Source organism: Mycolicibacterium sp. CBM1, from assembly GCF_054073305.1.
The window spans coordinates 66,334-90,869 of record NZ_JBSXPP010000011.1 but is presented as its reverse complement, the minus strand read 5'-3'; the positions used below and the strand labels follow the sequence as shown (position 1 = coordinate 90,869).

General features: G+C 67.9%; 23 protein-coding genes and 1 pseudogene. 10 read left to right on the top strand and 14 right to left on the bottom strand.

Annotation, left to right across the window (positions count from 1 at the left end; translation table 11 throughout):
- Positions 1-41 precede the first annotated feature (41 nt).
- Together ACXDF8_RS15990 and ACXDF8_RS15985 are read right to left on the bottom strand one after the other, a co-directional pair.
- Positions 42-689, bottom strand: a pseudogene (locus tag ACXDF8_RS15990) (phosphoribosyltransferase); the annotation flags it as partial.
- Positions 690-789: 100 nt separating this feature from the next.
- Positions 790-1,236, bottom strand: coding sequence for a MarR family winged helix-turn-helix transcriptional regulator (locus ACXDF8_RS15985; RefSeq protein WP_457224250.1), 447 nt, complete (start codon positions 1,234-1,236; stop codon positions 790-792).
- Between the two features lie 129 nt (positions 1,237-1,365).
- Between ACXDF8_RS15985 and ACXDF8_RS15980 the strand changes: the two genes are divergently transcribed.
- On the top strand, positions 1,366-1,629 hold the full coding sequence (locus ACXDF8_RS15980; protein ID WP_457224249.1) for a hypothetical protein: 264 nt from the start codon (positions 1,366-1,368) through the stop codon (positions 1,627-1,629).
- A 23-nt stretch (positions 1,630-1,652) separates the two neighbouring features.
- Here ACXDF8_RS15980 and ACXDF8_RS15975 read toward each other — a convergent pair whose 3' ends face one another.
- Together ACXDF8_RS15975 and ACXDF8_RS15970 are read right to left on the bottom strand one after the other, a co-directional pair.
- Positions 1,653-3,470: an ABC transporter ATP-binding protein gene (locus ACXDF8_RS15975; RefSeq protein ID WP_457224248.1), complete on the bottom strand. Its 1,818-nt coding sequence runs from the start codon at positions 3,468-3,470 to the stop codon at positions 1,653-1,655.
- Positions 3,467-5,401, bottom strand: a complete 1,935-nt coding sequence (locus ACXDF8_RS15970; protein WP_457224247.1) for an ABC transporter ATP-binding protein — start codon at positions 5,399-5,401, stop codon at positions 3,467-3,469. Before ACXDF8_RS15970 ends, ACXDF8_RS15975 begins: the two co-directional genes overlap by 4 nt.
- A 269-nt stretch (positions 5,402-5,670) precedes the next feature.
- On the opposite strand from ACXDF8_RS15970, the gene prrA reads away from it, so the two are divergent.
- Positions 5,671-6,381 (top strand): two-component system response regulator PrrA, encoded by a 711-nt coding sequence (prrA, locus tag ACXDF8_RS15965; RefSeq protein ID WP_457224246.1) that lies wholly within the window; start codon positions 5,671-5,673, stop codon positions 6,379-6,381.
- Between the two features lie 19 nt (positions 6,382-6,400).
- Positions 6,401-7,738, top strand: a complete 1,338-nt coding sequence (locus tag ACXDF8_RS15960) for a HAMP domain-containing sensor histidine kinase (RefSeq protein WP_457224343.1) — start codon at positions 6,401-6,403, stop codon at positions 7,736-7,738.
- Positions 7,739-7,749: 11 nt separating this feature from the next.
- Here the strand turns inward: ACXDF8_RS15960 and ACXDF8_RS15955 are convergent, their stop codons facing one another.
- A complete protein-coding gene (locus ACXDF8_RS15955; protein ID WP_457224245.1) occupies positions 7,750-8,547 on the bottom strand; it encodes an SDR family NAD(P)-dependent oxidoreductase in 798 nt (265 codons plus the stop codon).
- 202 nt (positions 8,548-8,749) lie between these two features.
- On the opposite strand from ACXDF8_RS15955, the gene ACXDF8_RS15950 reads away from it, so the two are divergent.
- From ACXDF8_RS15950 to speB, 3 genes are read left to right on the top strand one after another with little or no spacing between them, the layout of a single operon-like run.
- Complete coding sequence (locus tag ACXDF8_RS15950) at positions 8,750-10,312, top strand: ABC transporter substrate-binding protein (RefSeq protein WP_457224244.1); 1,563 nt, start codon at positions 8,750-8,752, stop codon at positions 10,310-10,312.
- A gap of 22 nt (positions 10,313-10,334) precedes the next feature.
- Positions 10,335-10,976 (top strand): TetR/AcrR family transcriptional regulator, encoded by a 642-nt coding sequence (locus ACXDF8_RS15945; RefSeq protein ID WP_457224243.1) that lies wholly within the window; start codon positions 10,335-10,337, stop codon positions 10,974-10,976.
- A 27-nt stretch (positions 10,977-11,003) separates the two neighbouring features.
- On the top strand, positions 11,004-11,963 hold the full coding sequence (gene speB, locus ACXDF8_RS15940; RefSeq protein WP_457224242.1) for an agmatinase: 960 nt from the start codon (positions 11,004-11,006) through the stop codon (positions 11,961-11,963).
- Between the two features lie 128 nt (positions 11,964-12,091).
- Here the strand turns inward: speB and ACXDF8_RS15935 are convergent, their stop codons facing one another.
- Positions 12,092-12,853, bottom strand: a complete 762-nt coding sequence (locus ACXDF8_RS15935; protein ID WP_457224241.1) for a class II aldolase/adducin family protein — start codon at positions 12,851-12,853, stop codon at positions 12,092-12,094.
- Between the two features lie 111 nt (positions 12,854-12,964).
- On the opposite strand from ACXDF8_RS15935, the gene ACXDF8_RS15930 reads away from it, so the two are divergent.
- A complete protein-coding gene (locus ACXDF8_RS15930; RefSeq protein ID WP_457224240.1) occupies positions 12,965-13,942 on the top strand; it encodes a D-2-hydroxyacid dehydrogenase in 978 nt (325 codons plus the stop codon).
- Positions 13,943-13,949: 7 nt separating this feature from the next.
- Here the strand turns inward: ACXDF8_RS15930 and ACXDF8_RS15925 are convergent, their stop codons facing one another.
- From ACXDF8_RS15925 to ACXDF8_RS15905, 5 genes are read right to left on the bottom strand one after another with little or no spacing between them, the layout of a single operon-like run.
- On the bottom strand, positions 13,950-14,696 hold the full coding sequence (locus tag ACXDF8_RS15925) for an SDR family oxidoreductase (protein WP_457224239.1): 747 nt from the start codon (positions 14,694-14,696) through the stop codon (positions 13,950-13,952).
- A 48-nt stretch (positions 14,697-14,744) separates the two neighbouring features.
- On the bottom strand, positions 14,745-15,107 hold the full coding sequence (locus ACXDF8_RS15920; protein WP_457224238.1) for an FKBP-type peptidyl-prolyl cis-trans isomerase: 363 nt from the start codon (positions 15,105-15,107) through the stop codon (positions 14,745-14,747).
- 47 nt (positions 15,108-15,154) lie between these two features.
- Positions 15,155-15,940 (bottom strand): GntR family transcriptional regulator, encoded by a 786-nt coding sequence (locus tag ACXDF8_RS15915; RefSeq protein WP_457224237.1) that lies wholly within the window; start codon positions 15,938-15,940, stop codon positions 15,155-15,157.
- Between the two features lie 4 nt (positions 15,941-15,944).
- Positions 15,945-16,721, bottom strand: a complete 777-nt coding sequence (gene fabG / locus ACXDF8_RS15910; protein WP_457224236.1) for a 3-oxoacyl-ACP reductase FabG — start codon at positions 16,719-16,721, stop codon at positions 15,945-15,947.
- Between the two features lie 27 nt (positions 16,722-16,748).
- A complete protein-coding gene (locus tag ACXDF8_RS15905; protein WP_457224235.1) occupies positions 16,749-17,762 on the bottom strand; it encodes a phosphotransferase enzyme family protein in 1,014 nt (337 codons plus the stop codon).
- A 282-nt stretch (positions 17,763-18,044) separates the two neighbouring features.
- Between ACXDF8_RS15905 and ACXDF8_RS15900 the strand changes: the two genes are divergently transcribed.
- The 3 genes from ACXDF8_RS15900 to ACXDF8_RS15890 are packed head-to-tail and all read left to right on the top strand — an operon-like array spanning position 18,045 to position 21,287.
- Positions 18,045-19,616: an APC family permease gene (locus tag ACXDF8_RS15900; RefSeq protein WP_457224234.1), complete on the top strand. Its 1,572-nt coding sequence runs from the start codon at positions 18,045-18,047 to the stop codon at positions 19,614-19,616.
- Positions 19,617-19,664: 48 nt separating this feature from the next.
- On the top strand, positions 19,665-20,996 hold the full coding sequence (locus ACXDF8_RS15895; protein ID WP_457224233.1) for an aspartate aminotransferase family protein: 1,332 nt from the start codon (positions 19,665-19,667) through the stop codon (positions 20,994-20,996).
- 27 nt (positions 20,997-21,023) lie between these two features.
- Positions 21,024-21,287 carry a DUF2630 family protein gene (locus ACXDF8_RS15890; RefSeq protein ID WP_457224232.1) on the top strand — a complete coding sequence of 88 codons (264 nt, stop codon included), beginning with the start codon at positions 21,024-21,026 and terminating at the stop codon, positions 21,285-21,287.
- On the opposite strand, the gene ACXDF8_RS15885 is transcribed toward ACXDF8_RS15890, so the two are convergent.
- Genes ACXDF8_RS15885 through ACXDF8_RS15875 form a run of 3 tightly spaced genes read right to left on the bottom strand, consistent with a single transcriptional unit; the run spans position 21,288 to position 24,511 of the window.
- A complete protein-coding gene (locus ACXDF8_RS15885) occupies positions 21,288-21,665 on the bottom strand; it encodes a MarR family transcriptional regulator (protein WP_457224342.1) in 378 nt (125 codons plus the stop codon).
- Positions 21,666-21,693: 28 nt separating this feature from the next.
- Complete coding sequence (locus ACXDF8_RS15880; RefSeq protein WP_457224231.1) at positions 21,694-23,157, bottom strand: MFS transporter; 1,464 nt, start codon at positions 23,155-23,157, stop codon at positions 21,694-21,696.
- A gap of 58 nt (positions 23,158-23,215) precedes the next feature.
- Complete coding sequence (locus tag ACXDF8_RS15875) at positions 23,216-24,511, bottom strand: citrate synthase (RefSeq protein WP_457224230.1); 1,296 nt, start codon at positions 24,509-24,511, stop codon at positions 23,216-23,218.
- Between the last annotated feature and the right edge of the window lie 25 nt (positions 24,512-24,536).

Genomic DNA, 24,536 nt, shown 5'->3' with positions numbered 1-24,536 from the left:
GTAGTGCCCCTACATCGCTTGCATCGCTGATTAACTCATCCTTGCGTAAAGCCGGGATCAGCGCACTGCAGCGCGGCGCACACCTGATCGTCGGAGGTCTGGGCGAAGCTCCGGTATCCCTGCCCGACGGCGTGGAAGTGGGCCGGCATCGCGGGGCACACCACCTCGTCGGCGCACTCACGCAGCGCGGCGACGGCATCGCGCGCACCGATCGGCGCGGCGAGCACGACCGTTGCGGCGCCGCGGGCCCGGGCCACCAGACACCCCGCTCGGGCGGTGGCGCCGGTGGCGAACCCGTCGTCGACGATCACCACCACCCGGCCGGTGAGCGGCACGGCGCTCCGCACGCCGCGGTAGCGGCGTACCCGGCGCTGCAGCTCGGCACGTTCGGCGGCTTCGACGCGGGCGATCTCGGATCCGTCGAGCGGCACCTGAGCCAGCACCGCCTCGTTGAGCACCCGGACTCCACCTTCACCGATGGCACCGAAGGCCAGCTCGGGTTGGTCGGGCATACCCAGTTTGCGCACCACCAGGACGTCGAGCGGGGCGCCCAGCGCCGCGGCGACCTCGGCGGCCACCGGCACTCCCCCGCGCGGCAGGCCCAGGACGACGACGTCGCGGCCGCGGTAGGACTGCAGCGAATCGGCCAGCCGGCGGCCCGCCTCGGCGCGATCGACGTAGCGCTGCATGACGTCGAGTATCCGAGAGCGTGGGCCACCGGACCCGCGTTTGGGCATCACACCGAGGAAGGCTCCGCCGCAACAGGGGACTCGGCAGGTCAGGAACGGCTTACTCGCGGCTCTCCAGCCGCGCGACGAACTCGTCCAACGCGTCGGCGAACTCCTCGGCTCTGGATTCGGTCCAGTCGTCGAGGATCTCAGCGATCACCCGAGTGAGGTTGCCGCGCATCCTGGCGACCGCCTTGCGGCCCGACGGGGTCAACTCCAGCAGAGTCGCCCGAGCGTCGGCCGGGTCGGGCGTGCGGGCGACCAGACCAGCGGACTGCAGCCGGGTCGCATACCGGGTCGTGGCCGTGCGGTCCAGGCCGATCATCGATGCGAGCTCAGTCGCACTGATCGGACCGGTACGCCCCACACCGGAGAGCACGGGGTACAAAGTCGCGTCCACCCCTGCGACACCGCCGACCAGTCGGTCGTACAGATGGGTGCGGGTGCCGCGCTGCAACAGCCTTCCCAGAGCCGATTGCACGCGCGCTGCGGCAGACGGGCCAACCATGGGCCGAATGGTACGGGAGAACCCCACCAGGTGCGTGACGATTGCACGCAGTCTTCGGTACTCTGTCATCCTGCGTGCAAACTGCACTCATTGCCCGCGAAGGGCTTGCGCGCCAAAGAAAGCGGAATCATGGACAGAATAACCAGCGCCCGAGACATACTGGCCGACGACATCGACTCCACCGTGCTCGACGGCATGGAGGTACGCAAGGGCACGGTGGCCGCATGGGTCGCCAATGCGAAGCGGTTGGAAACCCTGCAGCCTTCCGAACCGGGCTACCCCGAGTTGGTCGCCCACCTCCGACAGGAGGCGGTGAAGGTGAAAGCGATCGGAGTATTCGACGTGCTGGCGCCCCGTTCGGCACGGCTCGCAGAGGTCATCGAGGGGCTCTGACAGCAGGCCGACCCGCGCAGACGTCAGGCCAGCGACTCCAGCCAGGCCCGGTGCAGGGCGGCGTAGCGGCCCTGCGAGTCGATGAGCTCACCGGGCGGGCCGTCCTCGACGATGCGGCCGTGCTCGAGCACCAACACCCGCTCGGCGATCTCAACCGTGGACAGCCGGTGGGCGATGATCAACGCGGTGCGGTCGGCGAGCACCGTGCGCAGCGCCCGCTGCACCAAACGTTCGCTGGGAATGTCCAGCGAGGAGGTCGCCTCGTCGAGGATCAGCACCACCGGGTCGGCGAGGAACGCCCGCGCGAAGGCGATCAGCTGTCGCTGCCCGGCGGACAGCCGTCCCCCGCGAGTGGCGACATCGGTGTCAAAGCCCTCGGGCAGTGCCGCGATGAACTCGTCGGCCCCCACCGCGGCCGCCGCCGCGTGCACCTCGGCGTCCGATGCCGACGGCCGGCCGAACCGGATGTTGTCGGCGACGGTCCCGGAGAACAGGAAGTTCTCCTGGGTCACCATCACCACGTGGCGGCGCAGGTCGCGCTGTGCGAAGTCACGCAGATCGACGCCGTCGAGGGTGACCGCGCCCGACGTCGGGTCGTAGAACCGGGCGATCAGCTTGGCGATGGTGGTCTTGCCCGCACCGGTGGTGCCGACCAGTGCGATGGTCTGCCCGGCCGGCACGACCAGTGACAGCCCGGGCAACACCGGCCGGCCGGGGGTGTAGCTGAAGTTCACGTCGCGGAAAGCGATCTCGCCGCGAACCTGCTCCAGGTGCGTCGGCCGGGGCGAGTCGGCGATGGCCGGCTTCTCGGCAAGAACGCCGGCGAGCTTCTCCAGCGCCGAGGAAGCCGACTGGAAAGTGTTGAAGAACTGCGAGATCTCCTGCATCGGCTCGAAGAACATCCGCAGGTAGAGCAGAAACGCGGCCAGCGTGCCAATGGTCATCTGCCCGTGCAGCGCCCGGTAGCCGCCGTAGAGCAGCACCAGGCCGGTGGTGAGGTTGCCCACGAGCTTCACCGCGGGCATGAAGATCGCCAGCAGCCGGAACGTCCGCTCGTTGTCGGCACGGTAGCGGTCGGCGACGTCGTCGAAGATCTCCTGGTTGCGCCGCTCGCGGCGGTAGGCCTGCACCGCCTTGATCCCGGTCATGGTCTCGACGAACTGCACGATCACCAGTGCGGCGCTCTCCCGCACCTGGCGGTAGGTCTTGGCCGACTCCGCCGAGAACCACCACACCAAGACGACCAGGATCGGGAAGGCGGCCAGGCACATCAGCCCGAGCCGGACATCGAGGGCGACCAGCAAGATGGCGGTGCCGAACAGCGTCAGCACCGCGGTGATCAGGCTGTCGAACCCGGTCTCCAGCATGTCCTGGATCGCCTCGACGTCGTTGGTCAGCCGGCTGACCACGCGACCCGAGGTGTACCGGTCGTGGAAGGCGACGTCGAGGCGCTGGAAATGCCGGAACACCCGGCGGCGCACTTCCAGCAGCACTCGCTGGCCGATCCGCCCGGACCGGTTGAGGAACAGCAGCCGGCTGATCGCCTGCAGTGCCACCACGCCGCAGAGCGCTGCGACGACGATGACCAGTTCACGCGCCGAACCACCAGCCAGCAGGGGTGGGATCGCGTGGTCGATACCGCGCTGCACCAACAGCGGCACCGACAGCCGCGCCGCGTTTTCCACGACCACGACGAGCGCCAGCAGACCGACCGTCACCCGAAAGGGACGCAGCAACGAGCCGAGCAGTGCGCGGGCCTCGCGGCGACGTGGGACGGCATCGTCGATCGGCAAGTCGTCGGGCTCTTCGTCGAGGCGGCCCCGCCACTCCGTGGTGGTCATCGCCGACGCCCTTCCGAGCCGGCGTAGTCGACCGACCCACGGGCGGCGTCGCGCTCTTCGCACGCCTCCTCGTAGGCGCGGTCCAGCCGCTGCCGCTCGTCGTCGTCCGCCCAGTCGGGCCGCGGCGCGCAGCCGTCGTCCAGTTCGTCGTCGGCGGCCAACAGGTAGCGGTAGCCCGGGACTCCTGCCAACAGTTCGGCGTGGGTGCCGACGTGGGTGATGGTGCCGGCGCCGTCGACGGTATCGAGCAGCGCGACCTTGTCGGCCAACAGAACCGTCGAGGCCCGGTGGGCGACCACCACGGCGGTGACCTCGCCGAGCACCCGCCGCAAGGCAGCCGTGACGGCCGCCTCGGTGTGGACGTCGAGCGCGGACAGGGTGTCGTCGAGCACCAGGATGCGCGGTGCGGCCAGGATGGCGCGGGCCAGCGAAAGCCGTTGACGCTGACCGCCGGACAGGCTCATGCCCTGCTCGCCGATGCGGGTCTGCAGCCCGTAGGGCAGGTCGTAGACGAACTGCGCGGCGGAGATCTCGATGGCCCTGGCGAGATCGTCGTCGGTCGCTTCAGGGCGCCCCAACCGCAGGTTCTCTGCCGCCGACATGGAGAACAGCGTCGGGTCCTCGAAGGCGGTGGCGACGCTCTCCCGTAGCGCGTTCAGTGACAGGTCGCGGATATCGGTGCCGTCGATGCGGATCGCACCCTCGGTGACGTCGTAGAGCCTGGGCAGCAGCGCGGCCAGCACCGACTTTCCCGAACCGGTGGCGCCCACCAGTGCCAGGGTCTCCCCCGGTTCGACGGTGACATTGACGTGGCGCAGCGCAAACGTCTCCGTATCGGGGAAGCGAAAGCCGACGTCCACCAGCTCCAGCCGGCCGACGCGCGGCGCGACCGTGCCGGGCCCATCGGAGATCTCGCGGGGCGCGTCGAAGATCTCGGCGATCCGGTTGGCCGCGGTCATCGATTCCTGGGTCATCGACAGCAGGAAACCGAGCGACGCGATCGGCCAGACCAGCGAGAGCATCATCGTGATGAAGGCCACCAGAGTGCCCAGGGTGACCAGGCCGTGGCCCGCGGCATAGGCGCCGAAACCCAGGACCACGATCAACGTCAGGTTGGGGATGACCTCGAGCAGCGTCCAGAACTTCGCCGACACCGCGACCTTCTGGATCTGCGTGTCGTAGAGCTTGCCGGCCTGCTCGTCGAAGCGGTCGAAGATGTAGTCCTCGCGGCCGAACGACTTCACGGCGCGCAGGCCCAGCGCGGACTCCTCGACGTGGGTCGCGACGTGGCCTGCCTGGTCCTGCGCCTCGCGCGACAACCGGCTGAACGTGCGCTCGAAGTGCAGCACGGTCAGGGTGATCGGCACGATAGAGACCAGCACCACGACACCCAGCGGCCAGTACATGGCCAGCAGGATGATCGTGACCACCGTGATCTGCAGGATGTTGAGGATCAGGAACACCAAACCGAACGACAGCAGACGCCGAATAGTGTTGAGGTCGTTCATGATTCGCGACAACAGCTGACCCGACTGCCAGCGGCCGTGAAAAGACATCGGCAGGATCTGCAGGCGGGCGTAGAGATCCTTGCGGATATCGGCCTCCACCCCCATCGTCGCGCGGGCCACCAGCCAGCGCCGAATCAACCACAACAGCGCCTCGGACACCCCCACCGACATCGCGGCCGCGCCGACCAACCACAACCCGTGCTGGTCTCGATGCCGGACCGGGCCGTCGATGACGGCCTTGGTCATCAACGGGATCGCGACGGTGGCCACCAGGCTGGTGATGGCGACGATGAGCATCGCGATCCAGCGCGCCCGATACGGCATCAGATAGGGCAGCAGCCGCAGCAGATCGGACACCCCGCGGGCATCGCGGCGCGGCGCGGCGATGGCCGGAGCCGGGCGAACACCCGGTTCGGAAGTCATCTCGCCCACCGCGTCAACCCGTCCCTCGCCATCGACCTCTGCCAGAAAGATATGCGGCGGCACCGACAGAACCGGGCCAAGATCAGTCCGGAACGTCAGCGCACGCGACCGCGGTCGACCCCCTGAATCGATGATCGCACGCGAGGCAATCGGTTATCGACCGCCACAGCCCTACGGTAGAAGCTCAACAACGATTGAGGTCAAAGCCTTCCATCGCCGTCGCCGTGTCCGGGTCGGCCTCCCACCCGGACGGCCGTCGATCAGGCAAGATGGGGCCCATGGACAGTGGTTCAGCCGCACCCCGCGTGCTCGTGGTCGACGACGATCCCGACGTTCTCGCATCGCTGGAGCGCGGCCTGCGGCTCTCCGGATTCGAGGTGGCCACCGCCGTCGACGGAGCCGAGGCGCTGCGCTCGGCAACCGAGACGCGGCCCGACGCGATCGTGCTCGACATCAACATGCCGGTGCTCGACGGGGTCAGCGTGGTGACTGCGCTGCGCGCCATGGACAACGACGTGCCGGTGTGCGTGCTCTCGGCCCGCAGCTCGGTGGACGACCGGGTCGCTGGGCTGGAAGCCGGCGCGGACGACTATCTGGTCAAGCCGTTCGTGCTGGCCGAACTGGTCGCGCGTGTCAAGGCGCTGCTGCGCCGGCGCGGGGCGACGGCCACGTTCTCCTCCGAGACCATCCAGGTGGGCCCGCTCGAGGTCGACATCCCGGGCCGCCGAGCCAGGGTCAACGGCGTCGACGTCGACCTGACCAAGCGGGAGTTCGACCTGCTGGCCGTGCTCGCCGAGCACAAGACCGCCGTGCTGAGCCGGGCACAGCTGCTCGAGCTGGTGTGGGGTTACGACTTCGCCGCGGACACCAACGTCGTCGATGTCTTCATCGGCTACCTGCGCCGCAAGCTGGAGGCCGGCGGCGCGCCCCGCCTGCTGCACACCGTGCGCGGTGTGGGCTTCGTACTACGCACCCAATGACCTCCTCGACCGGGTCGTGATGCTGGCGCGGGTCTTCCGCCGCACGCCGTCGCTGCGTACCCGGGTGGCGTTCGCGACGGCCCTCGGGGCGGCCATCGTGGTGACGATCGTCGGCACCATCGTCTGGATCGGCATCACCAACGACCGACTCGAGCGGCTGGACCGCCGGTTGGACGAGGCCGCGGGCTTCGCGGTGCCGTTCGTCCCGCGCGGACTCGACCAGATTCCGCCCTCACCCAACGACCAGGACGTGGTCATCACGGTCCGCCGGGGCGACCAGGTCCGGTCCAATTCGACGGTGGTGCTGCCCAGACTCGACGCCGATTACGCGACCACCTATGTCGACGGTGTGAAATACCGGGTGCGCACGGTGCGGCTCTCCTACCCGGAGGCCACCACGCTGGAAGTCGGGGCGACCTACGACGACACCATCGCCGATACCAACAACCTGCACCGGCGGGTGTTGATGATCTGTGTGTTCGCCATCGGCGCGGCGGGCCTGCTGGGCTGGTTACTGGCCACCTTCGCGGTGCGGCCCTTCCGCCGCCTGGCCGCCCAGACCCGGCAGATCGAGGCAGGCGACAAGGCGCCCGACGTCGACATCGGCGGCGCCACCGAGGCGGTGGAGATCGGTGAGGCACTGAAGGGATTGATCGAGCGGATCTGGACCGAGCAGGACCGCACCAAGGCGGCGCTGGCCTCCGCCCGCGACTTCGCAGCGGTCTCGGCCCACGAACTGCGTACCCCGCTGACCGCCATGCGCACCAACCTCGAGGTGCTGGCCACCATGGACATGACCGACGAGCAGCGCCGCGAGGTCCTCGGCGACGTGGTGCGCACCCAGAGCCGCATCGAAGCCACCCTGACCGCACTGGAACGCCTTGCCCAGGGCGAACTTTCGACCGAGGCCGACCATGTGCCCGTCGACATCACCGAGTTGCTCGACCGAGCTGCGCACGATGCGATGCGGGTCTACCCGGACTTGGAGGTGTCGCTGGCGCCGTCGCCGACGTGCATCATCATCGGCCTGCCCGCCGGGCTGCGGCTCGCGGTGGACAACGCCATCGCCAATGCGGTCAAGCACGGTGGCGCGACGCGGGTGCGGCTTTCGGCGGTCAGCTCCCGCGACGGTGTGCAGATCGCCATCGACGACAACGGCCGGGGCGTACCCGAAGTCGAGCGGACGGCGGTCTTCGAGCGCTTCGCCCGCGGGTCGACGGCATCGCGCTCCGGGTCCGGCCTGGGCCTGGCGCTGGTGGCTCAACAGGCCGAATTACACAGCGGCAGAGCATCATTGGAGACCAGTCCGTTGGGCGGTGCCCGGCTCGTACTGCGTCTACCCCCGCCCGGGCAATAGCCGACGGCGGTTCACTCCCCCGCGGTCGCACCGCAGATCGAATTGCCGCCGTCGATGATCAGCGTGGTCCCGGTGACGTAAGAGGCTCCCGGAGCGGCCAGGAACCCGACGCCGACGGCGACCTCGGCCGCGGTGGCCGAGCGCCCGATCGGCGTGGCGTTGCCGGCCGCCACCTCGGAGGGCAACTGGGCGGCCGTGGCGGTCCATCCCGGCAGCACCAGGTTCGCGGTGATGCCGTTGCGCGCATAGTCGACGGCGAGCGAGCGGGTCATCCCCAGCATTGCGGCCTTTGCGGTGTGGTAGCCCACGTCGCCGCGGTAGGCGGTGAGCGCGCCCGCCGTCGATCCCACGTTGACGATGCGCCCGTAGCCCCGCTCGACCATCCCGGGCAGCGCGGCCCGCGTGACGTAGAACGCGCTGTCGAGGTTGCGCCGCAGCGCCAGCGACCACTCCTCGTCGGTCATCGCCATCAGCGGGTTGGGCGCCTCGGGGCTGTTGACCGACGCCAATCCTGCGTTGTTGACCAGGATGTCGAGCCTGCCAAAGGTGGCCTCGGTGGCCCGCACCAGCCCGGCGGCCGCGTCCCGGTCGAACAGGTCGGCGATGTGCGAACCGGACACGATCCCCTCGGCCTGCAATTCCTGGGCCCGCTCGTACACACGCTCGGTCGTGCCGGTCACCATCACCGCGGCACCCAGCTGACCCAGTAGCCGGGCAGATCCAAAGCCGATACCGAGTTCACTGCTGGCGCCGGTGACCAGGGCCACCTGCCCGGCCAGGGAGAACGCATCGGGCACCGATGTAGGCATTGCGGGTGCTCCCTTCATATTTCACTTCTCGTTTCACGAGATGCCGCCGACAGTAAGGGGCCGCGGCGGCCATTTCTAGGTCAAACGTCCAATACTTGGACGTTCGTACAAGGCGGTAACCGCCATGTCACACGCGCGAAATCAGGCCACTTGAAACTCAGTCGCAACCGTCGGAATGCCGCGAGTGCCAGGAGTTCTCAAGATGAAGTTCACCTCGGGCGTAGCGCCTCTCGTGATCACCGCGCTGTTGGTGGCCAGCACCGCCTGCTCGAGCAAGACCAATGCGCCGACCAACGCCGGGGCGACGGCGTCGACCGTGCGCACCCCGCTGATGTCGGATCCTCCGCCGCTGGACCCCGACACCTTCTACCAGCCCGAGGGCCTGCTGATCATGACCTCGACCTATCAGGGGCTGCTGCAGTACGCGCCGGGGTCGACGAAGATCGCGCCCCTGCTGGCGACCAAGTGGGAGGTCAGTCCGGACGGGTTGACGTACACCTTCACCCTGCGCGACGGCGTCACGTTCGCCGACGGCACACCGTTCGACTCCGCGGCGGCCAAGGCCAGCTTCCAGCGCCGCGTCGACATGGCGGGCGGCCCGGCCTACATGCTCGCCGACGTCAAGGACATGCAGACGCCCGATCCGCACACCTTCGTCGTCACCCTCACCAAACCCGTTGCGCCGTTCCTGGATTACCTAGCCTCGCCCTACGGTCCGCTGATGACAAGCCCCACCGCGGTGGCCCAGCACACCACCGGTAACGACCACGCCTCGGCGTGGCTGGCGGCCCACACCGCCGGGACCGGCCCATACGAACTGACCGAAGCGGTGCCGGCCAGCCACTACACGATGGCGGCGAACAAGAATTACTGGGGCGACGCGCCACAGGTCACCTCGGTGCAGATGCCGGTGATCACGGCCTCGGCGGTACAACGCCTCGAATTGGGCAACGGCGAGCTCGACATGGTGCTGCACGGGCTGTCCAAGGGCGACTATGAGGCACTGGCGGCCGGGCCGAACACCGAGGTATTGCAGGAAAACGCCTTGGTCAAGGCCATTATCATGGTCAATCCGAACTCCGCGGTCTTCGGCCCGCGCGATGCCAGGGCGGCGCTGGCCGCCGCCCTGGACCCGGCCGCGCCGACCACGTCGGCATTCGGCGAGCAGGGCACACCGTCGACACAGTTCTATCCCATCGGAATGCTGCCCGACGGGGCGGTACCCGACAGGCACGACTACGACCCGGCGAAGCTGGCCGCGGTCGGCAAGGGCGGCGGCGCCGTACAGATCGGCTATCCCACCGGCGACAGCAGCCTGCAGGAACTGGCCAACCAGCTACAGGTGATCCTGCAGCAGGCCGGGCTGAAAGCGACGATCCGCGACTTCCCACTGGCCCAGTTCTTCGCCCTGACCGAAAACCCGGACCAGCGACCGGATTTGATGCTGGCATCGATGAACCCCGACGCAGCCCACCCCGACACCTGGTCGCGGATCTACCAATACACGAACGGGCCGGTCAACATCCAGGGCTGCTCGGTGCCCGATGCCGACAAGCTCCTGGACGCGGGAAGTCTCGAGCCCGACCCGGCCAAGTCCCAGGCCCTCTACATCGACGCCGCCACGACGTACCGGGATTCCCTGTGCTGGTTGAACATCGCCGACCTGCACAACACCGTCGCCGCCCGCAAGGGCTACTCCGGCTGGCAGAGCCAGCCGGCCTGGATGTGGGACACCGACTTCTCGACCCTGAAGTTCCACGGTTGACCAGGCCATGACAAGCAGAGCCATGACAAAGGTGTCTGGCACGCAGTCGGCTGAACCACAACGCAACACAGGCAACACCGCCCGTGGCGCCGCGCGGCGAACCGAGATCATCGACGCGGCCATCGAAGTCATGGCCCAAGTCGGCCTGGCCGGACTGTCGATGCGGCTGGTGGCCGCCCAGGCCCAGATCCCGCTCGGTGCGCTGAGCTACTACTTCGGCGACAAGTCCGACCTGATCGCCCAGGCCTTCCAACAACTGTCCGACCGGGAGATCGAGCGCGTCGTGCTGACGGCCAACCTGTTGGAACCGTCGATGACGCCCGAGGCACTGGCCGACCTGATGGCCGACATGATCATCGACGGGTTCAGCGAACCGGCGGGGGCAATCGTCACCCGCTACGAACTGGTCACCGAGGCCAGCCGCGACGAACGGCTGCGGCCGATGTTCGAAGCCTGGTACACGGCAATGGTTCCGGCGCTGAGCCGGTTGTTCCGTGAGCTGGGATCACGTCAGCCAGAGCTCGACGCCCGCACCGTCATGGCGGTGATGGCGGGGCTGGAGATCGACAACCTCTACCGCCCGCTGGGCCCGGTCGACAAGCGGCGCATCCGGGCCACCCTGCGCCACGCGTTCAAGGCCGTCATCGCCCTGCACGCTCACTGACCACCACCGAGAAAGGCAGATCCACTGATGTCCGGCACACCCGTCGGCGCCGTCCCGTCGACCCAGATCCCCCGCTACGCCGGCAAGGGCACCTTCGCCCGAATCGCCGACATCCACGAGGTGACCGACTACGAGATCGCCATCGTGGGCCTGCCGTTCGACGGCGGCACCTCGTACCGGCCCGGCGCCCGGTTCGGGCCGATGGCGGTCCGGCAGGCCGCCCGCACCCTGCGCCCCGGCTTCCACGTCGAACTCGGTGTGGCGCCACTGGAGGAGGTACAGATCGTCGACGCCGGGGACGTGACCATCACCCCGTTCGACATCGACGAGGCGTGCATCCAGATCCAACACGGAGTGCGGCAGATCATCGGCGACCGGGCACGCAAGGTCGTCGCCATCGGCGGCGACCACACCGTCGCGCTGCCCAACCTGCGCGCCCTGCACGCCGTCCACGGGCCGCTCGCCCTGGTCCATTTCGACGCCCATCTGGACACCTGGGACACCTACTTCAACGCGCCGGTCACCCACGGCACCATCTTCCGGCGCGCCTTCGAGGAGGGCTTGCTGGTCGCCGACCACTCAATCCACGTCGGCATCCGCGGCCCGATCTACGACCGGATGGACCTCGAGGACGACGCGCGGATGGGCTTCCGCATCATCCGGGCCGGAGACCTCGACGTCCTCGGGATCGACACCGCGGTCGACATCGTCGCCCGCCGGGTGAGCGATCTGCCCGTGTACTTGTCGATCGACATCGACGTTCTCGACCCCGCCTTCGCCCCGGGCACCGGAACCCCGGAATCGGGCGGTCTGACCTCGCGTGAACTGCTGCGAATGCTGCGGTCGCTGACCGGGATCGACATCGTCGGTGCCGACGTCGTCGAGGTGTCCCCCGCCTACGACCACGCCGAGATCACCTCGATCGCCGCGGCCACCGTGGTGTTCGATCTCGTCAGCCTGATGGTGGCCGACAGGTCCCGCGGCTGACAGCGGGTTAGATGGATACCGCTACGCCGAGCAGCCTTGCCATTGGCCCCAGCGGATCGTCGCCGACACCCGGGCGGCTCTGGGCCGCAACTAACTCGACGACACGCTGTAGCGCCTCGGTTCGACGCTCACGCTCCGGCGGGCAGATAGGTGCGCTGCGCCCACTGGAAGGCCTGCCACGCGGCGACCTCGTCGAGGGTGCCGTGCGCGGTACGGGCCGCCGGTGCCCCGATCGGCTTGGCGTCGCGGGCCTTGACCTGAACCTCGGCGCTGCGCTCCATCATCAGGAAGAAGCCCACCGCCTCGTCGACGCTGGCACCCACCGTCAGCAGGCCGTGGTTGCGCAGGATCGCGCCCCGCGCACCGCCCATGGCCGCCGCGATGCGCTTGCCGCCGTCGGTCGAGGCGATGTTGACCTCCTCGTCGTCGAAGATCTCGTGGTCGTCGAAGAACGCGCACGCCTCCTGGGAAATCGGCGCCAACGGGGTGACCATCGCGGAAAACGGTGTGCCGTAGGGGGTGTGACAGTGGGCGGCGGCGATCACGTCCGGGCGGGCCTCATGCAGCGGGGCGTGGATGAAGTAGGCGGCCTCGTTGATGTACCCACCGCCTTCGACCGTCCCATCGGCACGGACCAGCACCAGATCCTCGGTGGTCATGAACTTGAACGGCACACCGTAGCGGCCCAGCCAGAAGCAGTCGGTCCGTTCTGGGTCGCGAGCCGAGATATGCCCGTCCCCCAACGCACCCCAGCCCATCGCGCCGAAGACGCGGTAGGCCAGCGCCAGCCGGCGCTTGCGGTGTTCGCGCCGCTCGCCGATGTCGGCGATCACCGGCTCGAAGCCGGCCGGGTCGAGGAACACCTCAGGTCCGGAACTGGTACTGGACATCTCGCCCCGCACCTCCCTGGCATCGAAAAATCAGCAGAGCAGTCACTTTTCGTCTGGAGATAGACTATCGAAATCGACGTCATGGCGTGTGGCGAGACGAACGGAGCAACCATGCCGAGCCGTCCGCGCGTGTTGGTCCTCACCGAGCCGGATCCCGAATTGCCGCCGGCGCCGCTGCATCTCGTCCCCGGCGAGATCCACGACGGCGTGGACATCGTCGAGGTCGGCGCCTCACCCACCGACGCGCAACTGGCTGGGGCGCGGGTGCTCTACGTCTGGGATCACCGCTTCGCCGACCTCGGGCCGCTGCTCGACCGGGCCCCGCAGGTGCGCTGGGTGCAAGCGGCATCGGTCGGCGTCAACCGGCTCATCTGCCCGCAGCTGGCAGGCGTCACGCTGACCAATTCCCCCGGCGTCTTCGACGTCCCGATCGCCGAATGGGTGATCGGGGCGGTGCTCAGCCACGTCAAGGGGCTCGCCGCCGGCTGGGCGTTGCAGCGCGAGGCCCGTTGGCAATACCGGCCTACCGGGCGGCTGGCCGGTAGCCGCGCCGCCGTCGTCGGCACCGGCAGCATCGGGCGTACCATCGCGGAGCGGTTGGCCCGCCTGGACGTCGACGTCACGCTCGTTGGCCGAACCGCCCGAACCGACGCCCGCTTCGGCGCCGTTCGCGCCAGTGACGAACTGGTTTCGGTGGCCGCCGACGTGGACCTGTTGGTGCTGGCCGCGCCGCTGACCCCAGCCACCACCGCACTGGTCGGCACCGACGTGCTCGAGGCGCTGGGCCCGCGCGGGTTCCTGGTCAACGTCGGTCGGGGACCGACGGTGGTCGAGTCCGACCTCGTCGACGCGCTGCGCACCGGGATCATCGCGGGCGCGGCACTCGACGTGTTCGACGTCGAACCGCTGCCCGTCGAATCGCCGTTGTGGGCGATGCCGAATGTCCTTGTTTCACCACATATCTCAGGTGATTACGCCGGTTTCGAGGATGACTTGGTGGCCGTCTTCGCCGACAACCTCGCGCGGTGGCTCCGCGGCGAGCCGCTGCGCCACGTGGTGGACCCTACAATCGGCTACGCACGCAGCTGAGCCCGCTTTAGGCGCCGGGCGGTTGCAGCCATTCGATCGGGCGCAGCAGCACGATCTCGGGCACCACACAGCTGCGCGACACCCGAATCGTCATGCGGATCGCCTCGGCGATGTCGCCGGGTGCGATCATCTCGTCGCTGCCGATGCTGTCGCGGTAGTCGTCGGCCATCGGGGTGTCCACCAGGCCCGGGCAGATCGCCGTCGCCTTGATACCCGACGTCGACAACTCGTCGTGCAGCGACTCGGTGAACCCGACGACCGCGAACTTGGTGGCCGAGTACGACGACAGCGTCGCCTCGCCACGCTTGCCCGCGTTCGAGGCGATATTGACCACCTGTACCGATTTGCGCTGCTGCACCGCAGCTTTCAGTAACGGTAGGCATTTACCGGTCAGCAGGATCACCGCACGGATGTTCACCGCGAGCTGCTCGTCGAGGAACTCCGCCGTGATCTCGCCGACCGTCCGGTTGCCCGCCACCCCGGCATTGTTGACCAGCAGGTCCAGCGAACCGTGCCGGGTGGTGTGGTCGGCGACGACGGCGTCGAGGAACGCTTCCTCGGCCAGCGACCCGGCAATCTGGTGGACCGGTGGGCCCGGGGCAGCGGAGATCGTCGCGGCGACGGCGGCCAGCTTGGCCGGATCGCGCCCGATCAGGGTGACCGCGAATCCTTCCTCGTGCAGCATGGCGGCGATGGCCGAACCGATACCGCCTGAGGCTCCGGTGACGATCGCGGTGCGCTCCTCGGTGTTCACCACCGAATTACACACGCCGACGGCCCACCTCGCCAGGTGAGCGAGGTGTCAGCGGGTGGCCAGCAGGTCGATGACGAAGATCAGCGTCTTACCGGACAGCTGATGTCCGGCGCCGGCCGGGCCGTAGGCCTGCTCCGGCGGGATGGTCAGCTGGCGCCGGCCGCCCACGCGCATGCCCGGGATGCCGTCCTGCCAGCCCTGGATCAGGCCGCGCAGCGGAAACGAGATGGACTCGCCGCGGTTCCACGAGCTGTCGAACTCTTCACCGGTGTCATGTTCGACGCCCACGTAGTGGACCTCGACCACGGCGCCGGGCTTGGCCTCGTCGCCCTCGCCGACCACCAGGTCTTCGATGACCAGCCGGTCGGGCGCCGGTCCTTCGGGGAATTCGATCACGGGTTTCGTCGTCACCGGCCCCACATTAGTCGCCCGAGGTTCGGTGATTTCAGCAGTTGGGCTCAGGCGCTGCTGACGGAGCGTTCCACCCGGCCGTCGGTGCCGCGCCGCTCACGCGCGGTGACCGTCGACGTCGTCGCCGTCAGCCGCACCCGGTCGGCCCGGAACAGGTCGTAGGCGTACTCGAACGGGCGGTCGGCGGCGTCGCGGGTGACCCTGGTGATGGCCACCAACGGCCGCCGGTGCGCGATGCCCAGCCAGTCGGCCTCTCGCGGGCTGGCGCTCACCACCTCGATGGTCTCGCTGGAGGTGGCGGGCACCAATCCATAGCGGACGGCGAATAATTCGTACAGCGAGCCGCCCAGCGGCTGCTCCAGCAGATCGACGACATGATCGGCAACAAAGCAGGAGTAGTCGACCGACAACGGCACGCCGTCGGCGAACCGTAACCGGCGGATCGCGAAAATCTCAGCTTGGTCCGGGATTTCGAGGGCCACGGCCTCTACCGGAGTGGCGGGGCGCCGATCGGTGGCCAGCACGCGGGTGGCGCTGGTGTGGCCACCGCTGCGCAGGCGGGCCGGCAGACCGGCCAACTCGGCGGCATTGCGCTGCACCACATCGGCACGCACGAAGGTCCCGCCGTTGCGGCCGGTCCGGCGCTCGAGCACCCCGGCCCGGCTCAGCGGTAGCAGAGCGCTGCGCAGGGTGGCCCGGGAGACCTCGAAGCGTTCGGCCATCTCGCGCTCGGTGCCCAGCCGCGAACCGGGCCGAAGGGCACCCTGGGCCAGCATCGACAGGATGCGCCTACGCACATCCTCGGCGATCGGCCCCCCTTCCGATTCCTCCATCTGACTAGGGGCGCACGGCATCCGGCGACTCGGGGAGCACCTGACCGCCGTCGACGGCGATGGCCTGCCCGGTGATGTAACCGGCCTCGACGGTGGCCAGGAATGCGGCCAGATGCCCAATGTCCTCCGGTTTGCCCAGTGCACCGGCCGGGATCGCACGGGTCATGCCGGCGATGTACTCCTCGCCCATGTCGGCGAGGCCCTCGGTGTAGATGTTGCCGGGCAGCACGGCGTTGACCGTGATGCCGTGCGGCGCCAGTTCGATGGCGGCCGTCCGCATGAAGCCGAGCTGGGCGGCCTTGGATGCCCCGTAGTGCGACCAGCCCGGGAAACCGGTGATCGGCCCGGTGATCGACGAAGTCAGGATCACCCGGCCACGACCCGAGGCTTTCAGTCCGTCCAGGCAGGCCTGCACCGTGAAGATGTTGCCTTTGACGTTGATGTCGAGCACTTCGCCGAGCTGGGCGGGCGTCATGGTGGCCAGCGGCGCCTCCGGGAAGATGCCGGCGTTGGCGCACACGACGTCGATCCCGCCGAACGCCTCGGTGACGGCGGCGGCCAGGTTGGCGCACGACAGCGGATCGGTCACGTCGGTCCGGATGCCCAGCACCGTCCCGGCCCCCAGCGCCTCAAGGTCAGCGACAGCCGCGTCGAGTTCGGCGGCCGAACGGGCCGCGATCGCGACATTGGCGCCCGCGGCGGCGAACACCGACGCGATGCCGCGACCGATGCCCTTGCTGCCCCCGGTCACCACGACCGACGTCGCCTGAAGGTCAAACATGTACAACCCTTTCTGCAGCGGAATGGTTCATACCCGAGATCCGAAGATGGCGTCCTGAAGCCAGGTGCGGTCTTCCAGATAGCGCTCCGCCAGTCGGGCGGTGTTGGGGGCGAAGTCCGCGCCGAGTTCGGCCGCGGCATCGGCGTCGGCGTGCGAGGCGATCCAGGCGGTCAGGTTGATCCGGCGCAGCATTACGAACGACGGAATCAGTGCCAGATCATCGGCAGGCAGCGAACCGGCTTCGAAGTAGCCCGTCAGCCACTCGGCGATGATGCGTTCACCGGCGGGGGTGTCCTCGATGAACGACACCGCCGCGCCCAAGTCGGCCAGATACCACGACCAGCCGCAGTCGTCGAAATCGATGACGGTGATCCCGGAACCGTGCCCGTCCGGGTTCACCATCAAATTGGCCAGCCGCAGGTCGGCGTGCACGAGACCGAAACGGTCTGGGCCGGAACCGAACTCGGTGAGCTTGGCGGCGATGTCGTCGGCGGCGCGCTGGATCCAGGTGCGGTCTGCATCGGTCAGCCCGGGGGCGAGACGCCAGTTCCCCCAGCGTGCCTGCGGCCCGAGGATGGACTCGAGGTCCCAGCGGAACCGGGTGAATCCGGCGGGAATGGTCCAGTTCCTGGCATGCGAGTGCATGATCGCGGTCAGCCGGCCGAGTTCGTCGAACCCGACCGCGTCCGGGTTCTCTTCGGCGGTGCATCCCGCCACGAACGTCACCGCGTCGACGTACAGCGCGTCATCGCCGACCTCGGCCAGCACCACATCCGTCCCATCGGCGGCGGCGAGCAATTCCGGCGTGGCCACCGACGTCTCGGTCCGCAGCGCCCGCATCCAGGCCAGCTCGGAGCGGATGGCCTCCAGCGAGTGGTATCCCGGCCGGTGCACCCGCAACACGATCGGCTCGTGGTCGTCGACCAGATAGGTCGCATTCTCCGACAGACTGAGCAGGCGAAGGGGCGAGTCCACGGAACGGCCGTAGGCGGGAAGGGCGGCGCGCGCGAAGGACTCATGAGTCGGCGGCAGTCCCGGCATGCGGTCAAGTGTGGACCATAACGGGGTATCGAGCAGACCAAATCGGCACATTTAACGTCCACGTTTCGTTGCCGCGTCAGCGGAAACACCACCGAAACATTCGCCCGGTATTCCCTGATTGTTCCTGTTGACCAGGCCATCTGGCGGGGGTAACAATGTCGTCGTCGCATCACAAACCCGGTGTCGACACCGCCCTCGCTCCCCCGGCGCATCCGCGCCACGGGCCAAACCAGACCAAAAACGGCGCGACCCCCAGTTGCGTTCGAGATGGGAATTCACACTATGAGCGACATCATCGACCCGCCGGCCCCGGCGGGCGCCGTTGGCACAGGCGACACCGTCCAGCGGCTCAAGCCCAATGCCGTCGGCCTGATCGGCGTGCTGTTCATGGCGGTCGCCACCGCGGCGCCGATCACCGCCATGGTCGGCAACGTGCCGATCGCGGTCGGCTTCGGCAACGGCGCCTACGCACCGGCCGGTTACTTCGTCGCGACCATCGTGTTGACCTTGTTCGCGATCGGTTACGCCGCGATGAGCAAGCACATCACCGCCACGGGCGCGTTCTACGGCTACATCTCTCACGGATTGGGCCGCATCGTCGGCCTGGGTGCCGGGTTCCTGACCGCAATGGCCTACATGGTGTTCGAGGCCTCCCTGATCGGCATCTTCGCATTCTTCGGTAACGACACGTTCAATACCCTTTTCCACGTGAACATTTCGTGGATCGTGTTCGCCATCGGCATGCTCGTGGTCAATCTCGTGCTGACCTACTTCGACATCAACGTCGCCGCGCGGGTGCTCGGCGTCTTCCTCATCACCGAGATCGTCATGCTCTCGCTGATGGCCTTGTCGGTGTTGTTCACCGGCGGCGGCCCGCAGGGCTGGTCGTGGGGATCGCTCAACCCGCTCAACGCATTCCACAACCTGTCCGGCACCGTCGCCGGCCCCGGCGGCAGTGCCCTGACCGTCGCGGGCTCGGCGGGCATCGGGCTGTTCTTCGCCTTCTGGTCGTGGGTCGGCTTCGAATCCAGCGCCATGTACGGCGAGGAGTCCAAGAACCCGAAGAAGATCATCCCGGTCGCGGTGATCAGCTCGGTGATCGGCATCGGCATCTTCTACGTCATCATCTCCTGGCTGGCTATCGTCGGCACCGGACCGGACAATGCCGTTGCGCTGGCTCAGGATTCGGCTACCGCGGGTGACATCTTCTTCGGTCCGGTCGGCGCCCACCTGGGCACCTGGGCGGTCGACATGTTCAAGATCCTGTTGATGACCGGATCGTTCGCCTGCGGCATGGCGTTCCACAACTGCGCGGCCCGCTACATCTACGCCATCGGCCGGGAGAACGTGATCCCCGGCATGCGCAAGACCCTCGGCGCCACCCACCCCATGCACGGTTCCCCGCACATCGCCGGGCTGGTGCAGACCATCGTGGCCACCGCCATCGTGCTGTTCTTCGCCGTCACCGGCCGGGACCCCTACACCGGGCTCTACGGGCTGATGGCACTGCTGGGCACCACGGCGATCATGATCGTGCAGGCGCTGGCCGCATTCGCGGTGATCGCGTACTTCCACGTCGGCAAGAATCACCCGGAGACGGCCAACTGGTTCCGCACGTTCCTGGCTCCGCTGCTCGGCGGACTGGGCATGCTGTATGTGATCTACCTGCTGGCCAAGAACGCCTCGTTCGCCGCGGGCACGGCGTCCAGCGACTGGGTGTTCGAGTCGATCCCGTGGGTGGTCGGCGTGGTGGGCATCGGCGGCATCGTGCTCGCGGTGGTGCTGAAGTACACCTCGCCGCAACGCTATTCGGAGCTGGGTCGCACGGTCCTCGAGGAGGCGCACGAGCGGTAGCGAACGCAGTCACGGGCCGCATCAACGAGGCGAAAAGGGAGTAGCGCGATGAGTTTCTCGAACATCATGGATTCCAACAGCTACTCCCCGGATCATCCGGTCGATCCCGCCACCGAGTCGTTGATCGCGGCCCGTGACCGCATGCTGGGCCCGGCCTACCGGCTGTTCTACGAGCGGCCGGTGCACCTGGTCCGCGGCGAGGGCACGCGACTCTACGACGCCGACGGCGCGTGCTATCTGGACGCCTACAACAACACCGCCAATGTGGGCCACTGTCACCCGCACGTGGTGCAGGCGGTGAGCCGGCAGCTGGCCACGCTCAACACCCACACCCGCTACCTGCACGGCGGGATCGTCGAGTACAGCGAGCGGCTCCTGGACACGATGCGATCCGGCGGTCCGGCGCAGATCGACCAGGTGATGTACGCCTGCACCGGATCAGAGGTCAACGACCTGGCGCTGCGGGTGGCCGAAATGCACACCGGTGCAACGGGAATCATCGTGACCAGCGATGCCTACCACGGCAACACCGCGGCCGTCACCGCGATCTCCCCGTCCCTCGGCGGGGCGACGGTGCTCGGCGAGCACGTGCGGGCGATCGCGTCGCCGGACAGCTTGCGCACCCCGCCCGGCGAACTCGCCGGCCGGTTCGCAGCCGACGTCGTCGCGGCGATCGAGGACCTGCAGGCCAGCGGCAGCGGCTTCGCCGCGCTGATCGTCGACACCATCTTCTCCTCCGACGGCATCTACCCCGATCCATCGGTGCTGGCGCCCGCGGTCGACGCGGTGCACCGCGCGGGCGGGGTGTTCATCGCCGACGAGGTCCAGCCCGGCTTCGGGCGCACCGGCGAGACGATGTGGGGTTTCGCCCGCCATCGTGTGGTGCCCGACCTGGTGACGATGGGCAAACCGATGGGCAACGGGATGCCGATCGCGGCGATGGCGGCCCGCTCCGAAGTCCTGGCGGCCTTCGCCCGCGAGGTGCCCTACTTCAACACCTTCGGCGGCAATCCCGTCACGGTGGCCGCTGCCGCCGCGGCGCTCGACGTCATCGAGAACGAGAACCTCATGCGCAACGCCAGTGAGGTCGGCGCCCAGCTGCGCACCGAACTGGCCAGCATCAGCGCCGGCGACCCGCGCGTCGGTGACATCCGCGGTGCCGGGCTCTATGTCGGCGTCGAGATGCTCACCGCGGACGGCGCGCCCGACCGGGCCGGGGCCCGGGACCTGGTCAACGCGATGCGGGAGCGGCGGGTGCTGATCTCGGTGTGCGGCCGCGACGGCAATGTGCTCAAGATCCGCCCACCGCTGGTCTTCTCGGGCTCCGACGTCGACTGGTTCTGCACCGAATTCGCCGGGGCGCTGGCTTCGTCGGTGTGACACCCCGGCATCGGGCACACTGGAACCGTGGTTGACCAACGCAAACCGACCGACAACGACACCCTCGCCCGGATCCACGACCTGGTGGCCCGGGAGCGGGAGTTACGCGAACGAGTGGTGCACCGCGAGATCGATCCGTCCGAGGAACAGCACCAGCTGCGGGCAATCGAGACCGAACTCGACCAGTGCTGGGATCTGCTGCGTCAGCGCCGCGCCCTGCGTGAGACCGGGGGCGACCCGAGTGAGGCGCGCGTGCGTCCCGCCAACGAGGTCGAAGGCTACCTCGGCTGATCAGCTGATCAGGCGCGCCAGGATCTCCTGCAGCGTCTGAAGGTCCTGTGCGTCCAGCGCGGCCAGAGCAGCCGGCGCCGGATCGTCGGTCTTGGCCAGCACGGCGATGACGTCTCGGCCGGCGTCGGTCAGCGACACCAGCTTGCAGCGCCGGTTGTCCGGGTGTGGTTCGCGCACCACCAGGCCGCGGGCCTCCAGGTCGTTGACCGCCACCGTCGCGGCGGGGGCGTCGATGGTGGCGGCCTCGGCGACCTCCTTGACCGTCATCGGCTGCTTGTCGAGGCGGCGCAGGATACGAATGCGGCTGAACGGCAAGCCCGTCGCGTCCACCACCGACCGCCGCCACTGGTCCTTGTTGTCCAACACCAGGCCGGACATCGCCCGCCACACCTGGTCGACGAGCGCGTCACCCGACACCGACGGGCTCACTTCGATGGTTCTCGATCAACGGCGCCAGCCGCTGTGCGGACAGCACGGCACGCCGCGAGGTGGATACCACGGCCAGCAGCGTGATCATCAGGCCGAACCCGATGCTGAGTAACCACAGCGGGCGCGCCGCCGCGGTGAAGTCGCCGCCGACGCCGGCCCCAAAACTGGCCAGCGCCGAGCCGGCCACCGAACCACACAGTGCCACACCGATACTCACCCCAACCTGCCTGCTCGTGGACGTCACCGCCGAGGCCGCGCCGGCGCGGTCCCGAGGCATGCCGCTCACCGCGGCGTTGGTGATCGGCGCGTTGACCATACCGAAGCCGATGCCGTACACGGCGAAGATAGCCAGAAGCGCCCACACCGGCGTCGTCGGGGTCAGACGCGTCAACATGACCGAGGCGGTGGTGATCAGCACCCCGGACACCAGCAGCGAGGGACGAGCACCGAAGCGCCCGACCAGTCGTCCGGACAGCGGCGAGAAGAACAGGGCGCCGATCGCGATCGGCAGGTAGATCAGTCCGGCGTGCGCGGCCGAGTAGCCGCGCTCGCCCTGCAGATAGAGCGACATCATGAACAAAAACGCACCCCAGCCGGCGAAGGTGCACACCGCGGTGACCGTCGCCGAGGCGAACGGGATGCTGCGGAAGAAGCGCAAGTCGATGAACGGGTCGTGACGACGGGACTCGTAGCGCAGGAATGCCAGCAGTGCGAGGGCCGCCGCGACGGCGATGGCGATGACGCGCGGATTCGTCCAGCCCAATCCCGGGCCTTCGATAAGCACGAAGACCACACCGAACAAGCCCAGCACCGCGAGCAGCTGACCGACCGGGTCGAGGTCACGCATGGTGGCCGACTTGCTCTCCGGCACGAAGACCGCGGTCAAGACGATCGCTGTCGCGCAGATCGGCAGGTTGATCCAGAACACCGCCCGCCAGCCGATCGCCTGGATGAGGAAGCCACCCACGATGGGACCCAGGGCCATCGAAATACCGACGACCGCACCCCAGAACCCCAGCGCCCGCGCACGCTCGACCCGCCCGACGAAGATCTGCGAAATGATCGACAGTGCAACAGGATTCATCATCGAGCCGCCGATGCCCTGGACGAGCCGGGCGCCGATCAGAGTGTCGATGTCCGGGGCCAGACTGCACAGCAGCGAGCCGACGGCGAACGTGGCCAGGCCGATCTGGAACACCCGCCGCCGCCCGAACCGGTCACCCGTAGCGCCGGACAGCATCAGCAGCGACGCCAGCACCAGGGTGTAGATGTCGATGACCCATTGCATCTGCGCGGGCGAGGCGTGCAGGTCGGCGCGGATGGCCGGGATCGCGACGTTGACGATCGTCGAGTCCATCGACACGATCAGCAGGCTCAGGCAGCACGACGCCAGGATGATCGCCTTGCGGCGCGCACCAAGCTCACCAACCGTTGTATTCACACAACTATTGTGAAACTACAATCGTCCCACGGTCAAGGGGCGGCCCAGCAGGAGTTAGCTAGCGGCCGTCGATCGGCGCGTAGTCGCGTTCGGTGTAGCCGGTGTAGATCTGGCGCGGACGCCCGATCTTGCTGCTGCCCTCGTCGTGCATCTCGCGCCAGTGCGCGATCCAGCCGGGCAGCCGGCCGAGGGCGAACAGCACGGTGAACATCCGGGTTGGGAAGCCCATCGCGCGGTAGATCACACCGGTGTAGTAGTCGACGTTCGGGTAGAGCTTGCGCTCGATGAAGAAGTCATCGGTGAGCGCGATCTCTTCGAGCTGCTTGGCGATGTCGAGCAGCTCGTCGTCGCCGCCGAGCTTGCCCAGGATCTTGTCGGCCTGCTCCTTGACGATGCGCGCCCGCGGGTCGTAGTTCTTGTAGACCCGGTGCCCGAAGCCCATCAGCTTGACGCCGTCTTCGCGGTTCTTGACCTTACGGACGAAGGTCTGCACGTCGTCGTCGCCGGTGCGGATCTTCTCCAGCATCTCGAGCACAGCCTGGTTGGCGCCGCCGTGCAGCGGGCCCCACAGCGCGTTGATGCCGCCGGAGATCGAGGTGAACAGGTTGGCCTGCGACGAGCCGACCAGCCGGACCGTGGACGTCGAGCAGTTCTGCTCGTGGTCGGCATGCAGGATCAGCAGCATGTCGAGCGCGCGGACGATTTCGGGGTCCACCTCGTAGGGCTCGGCGGGCAGGCCGAACGTCATCCGTAGGAAGTTCTCCACCAGCGTCAGCGTGTTGTCCGGGTAGAGGAAGGGCTGACCGACGGACTTCTTGTAGGCGTAGGCAGCGATGGTCGGCAGCTTGGCCAGCAACCGGATCGTCGACAGCTCGACCTGCTTGTTGTCCAGCGGGTCCAGCGAGTCCTGGTAGTAGGCGCTCAGTGCGTTGACCGCGGAGGACAGCACGGGCATCGGGTGCGCGTTGCGCGGGAATCCGTCGAAGAACCGCTTGAGGTCCTCGTGCAGCAGGGTGTGCCGCTGGATCTGGGTGGTGAACGCCTCCAACTGTTCGGTGGTGGGCAGTTCGCCGTAGATGAGCAGGTAGCTCACTTCGATGAAGGTCGACTTCTCCGCGAGCTGCTCGATCGGGTAACCGCGGTAGCGCAGGATTCCGGCATCACCGTCGATGTAGGTGATGGCACTCTTCGTCGATGCGGTGTTGACGAATCCCTGATCGAACGTGGTGTAGCCGGTCTTGGCCAGCAACGACCCCAACGCGATACCGTCCGACCCCTCGGTCGCGTGGACTACGTCGAGGTCCACCTCACCGCCCGGGTACTTCAGGGTGGCGGTCTCGTCTGTTTCGGCCACATGAACCCCTTCTGAGTTCTTCGAC

What these genes read in the sequence shown, in the direction of transcription:
- ACXDF8_RS15930 (WP_457224240.1), top strand. Translation starts at nt 12,965, where the DNA reads ATGCCGAGCCGTCCGCGCGTGTTGGTCCTCACCGAGCCGGATCCCGAA.
- ACXDF8_RS15975 (WP_457224248.1), bottom strand. Translation starts at nt 3,470, where the DNA reads ATGACCACCACGGAGTGGCGGGGCCGCCTCGACGAAGAGCCCGACGAC.
- ACXDF8_RS15885 (WP_457224342.1), bottom strand. Translation starts at nt 21,665, where the DNA reads ATGTCCGGCCTGGTGTTGGACAACAAGGACCAGTGGCGGCGGTCGGTG.
- ACXDF8_RS15905 (WP_457224235.1), bottom strand. Translation starts at nt 17,762, where the DNA reads ATGCCGGGACTGCCGCCGACTCATGAGTCCTTCGCGCGCGCCGCCCTT.
- ACXDF8_RS15935 (WP_457224241.1), bottom strand. Translation starts at nt 12,853, where the DNA reads ATGTCCAGTACCAGTTCCGGACCTGAGGTGTTCCTCGACCCGGCCGGC.
- speB (WP_457224242.1), top strand. Translation starts at nt 11,004, where the DNA reads ATGTCCGGCACACCCGTCGGCGCCGTCCCGTCGACCCAGATCCCCCGC.
- ACXDF8_RS15915 (WP_457224237.1), bottom strand. Translation starts at nt 15,940, where the DNA reads ATGGAGGAATCGGAAGGGGGGCCGATCGCCGAGGATGTGCGTAGGCGC.
- ACXDF8_RS15945 (WP_457224243.1), top strand. Translation starts at nt 10,335, where the DNA reads ATGACAAAGGTGTCTGGCACGCAGTCGGCTGAACCACAACGCAACACA.
- ACXDF8_RS15980 (WP_457224249.1), top strand. Translation starts at nt 1,366, where the DNA reads ATGGACAGAATAACCAGCGCCCGAGACATACTGGCCGACGACATCGAC.
- ACXDF8_RS15950 (WP_457224244.1), top strand. Translation starts at nt 8,750, where the DNA reads ATGAAGTTCACCTCGGGCGTAGCGCCTCTCGTGATCACCGCGCTGTTG.
- ACXDF8_RS15960 (WP_457224343.1), top strand. Translation starts at nt 6,401, where the DNA reads ATGCTGGCGCGGGTCTTCCGCCGCACGCCGTCGCTGCGTACCCGGGTG.
- ACXDF8_RS15970 (WP_457224247.1), bottom strand. Translation starts at nt 5,401, where the DNA reads ATGACTTCCGAACCGGGTGTTCGCCCGGCTCCGGCCATCGCCGCGCCG.
- ACXDF8_RS15895 (WP_457224233.1), top strand. Translation starts at nt 19,665, where the DNA reads ATGAGTTTCTCGAACATCATGGATTCCAACAGCTACTCCCCGGATCAT.
- prrA (WP_457224246.1), top strand. Translation starts at nt 5,671, where the DNA reads ATGGGGCCCATGGACAGTGGTTCAGCCGCACCCCGCGTGCTCGTGGTC.
- ACXDF8_RS15955 (WP_457224245.1), bottom strand. Translation starts at nt 8,547, where the DNA reads ATGCCTACATCGGTGCCCGATGCGTTCTCCCTGGCCGGGCAGGTGGCC.
- ACXDF8_RS15900 (WP_457224234.1), top strand. Translation starts at nt 18,045, where the DNA reads ATGAGCGACATCATCGACCCGCCGGCCCCGGCGGGCGCCGTTGGCACA.
- ACXDF8_RS15985 (WP_457224250.1), bottom strand. Translation starts at nt 1,236, where the DNA reads ATGGTTGGCCCGTCTGCCGCAGCGCGCGTGCAATCGGCTCTGGGAAGG.
- fabG (WP_457224236.1), bottom strand. Translation starts at nt 16,721, where the DNA reads ATGTTTGACCTTCAGGCGACGTCGGTCGTGGTGACCGGGGGCAGCAAG.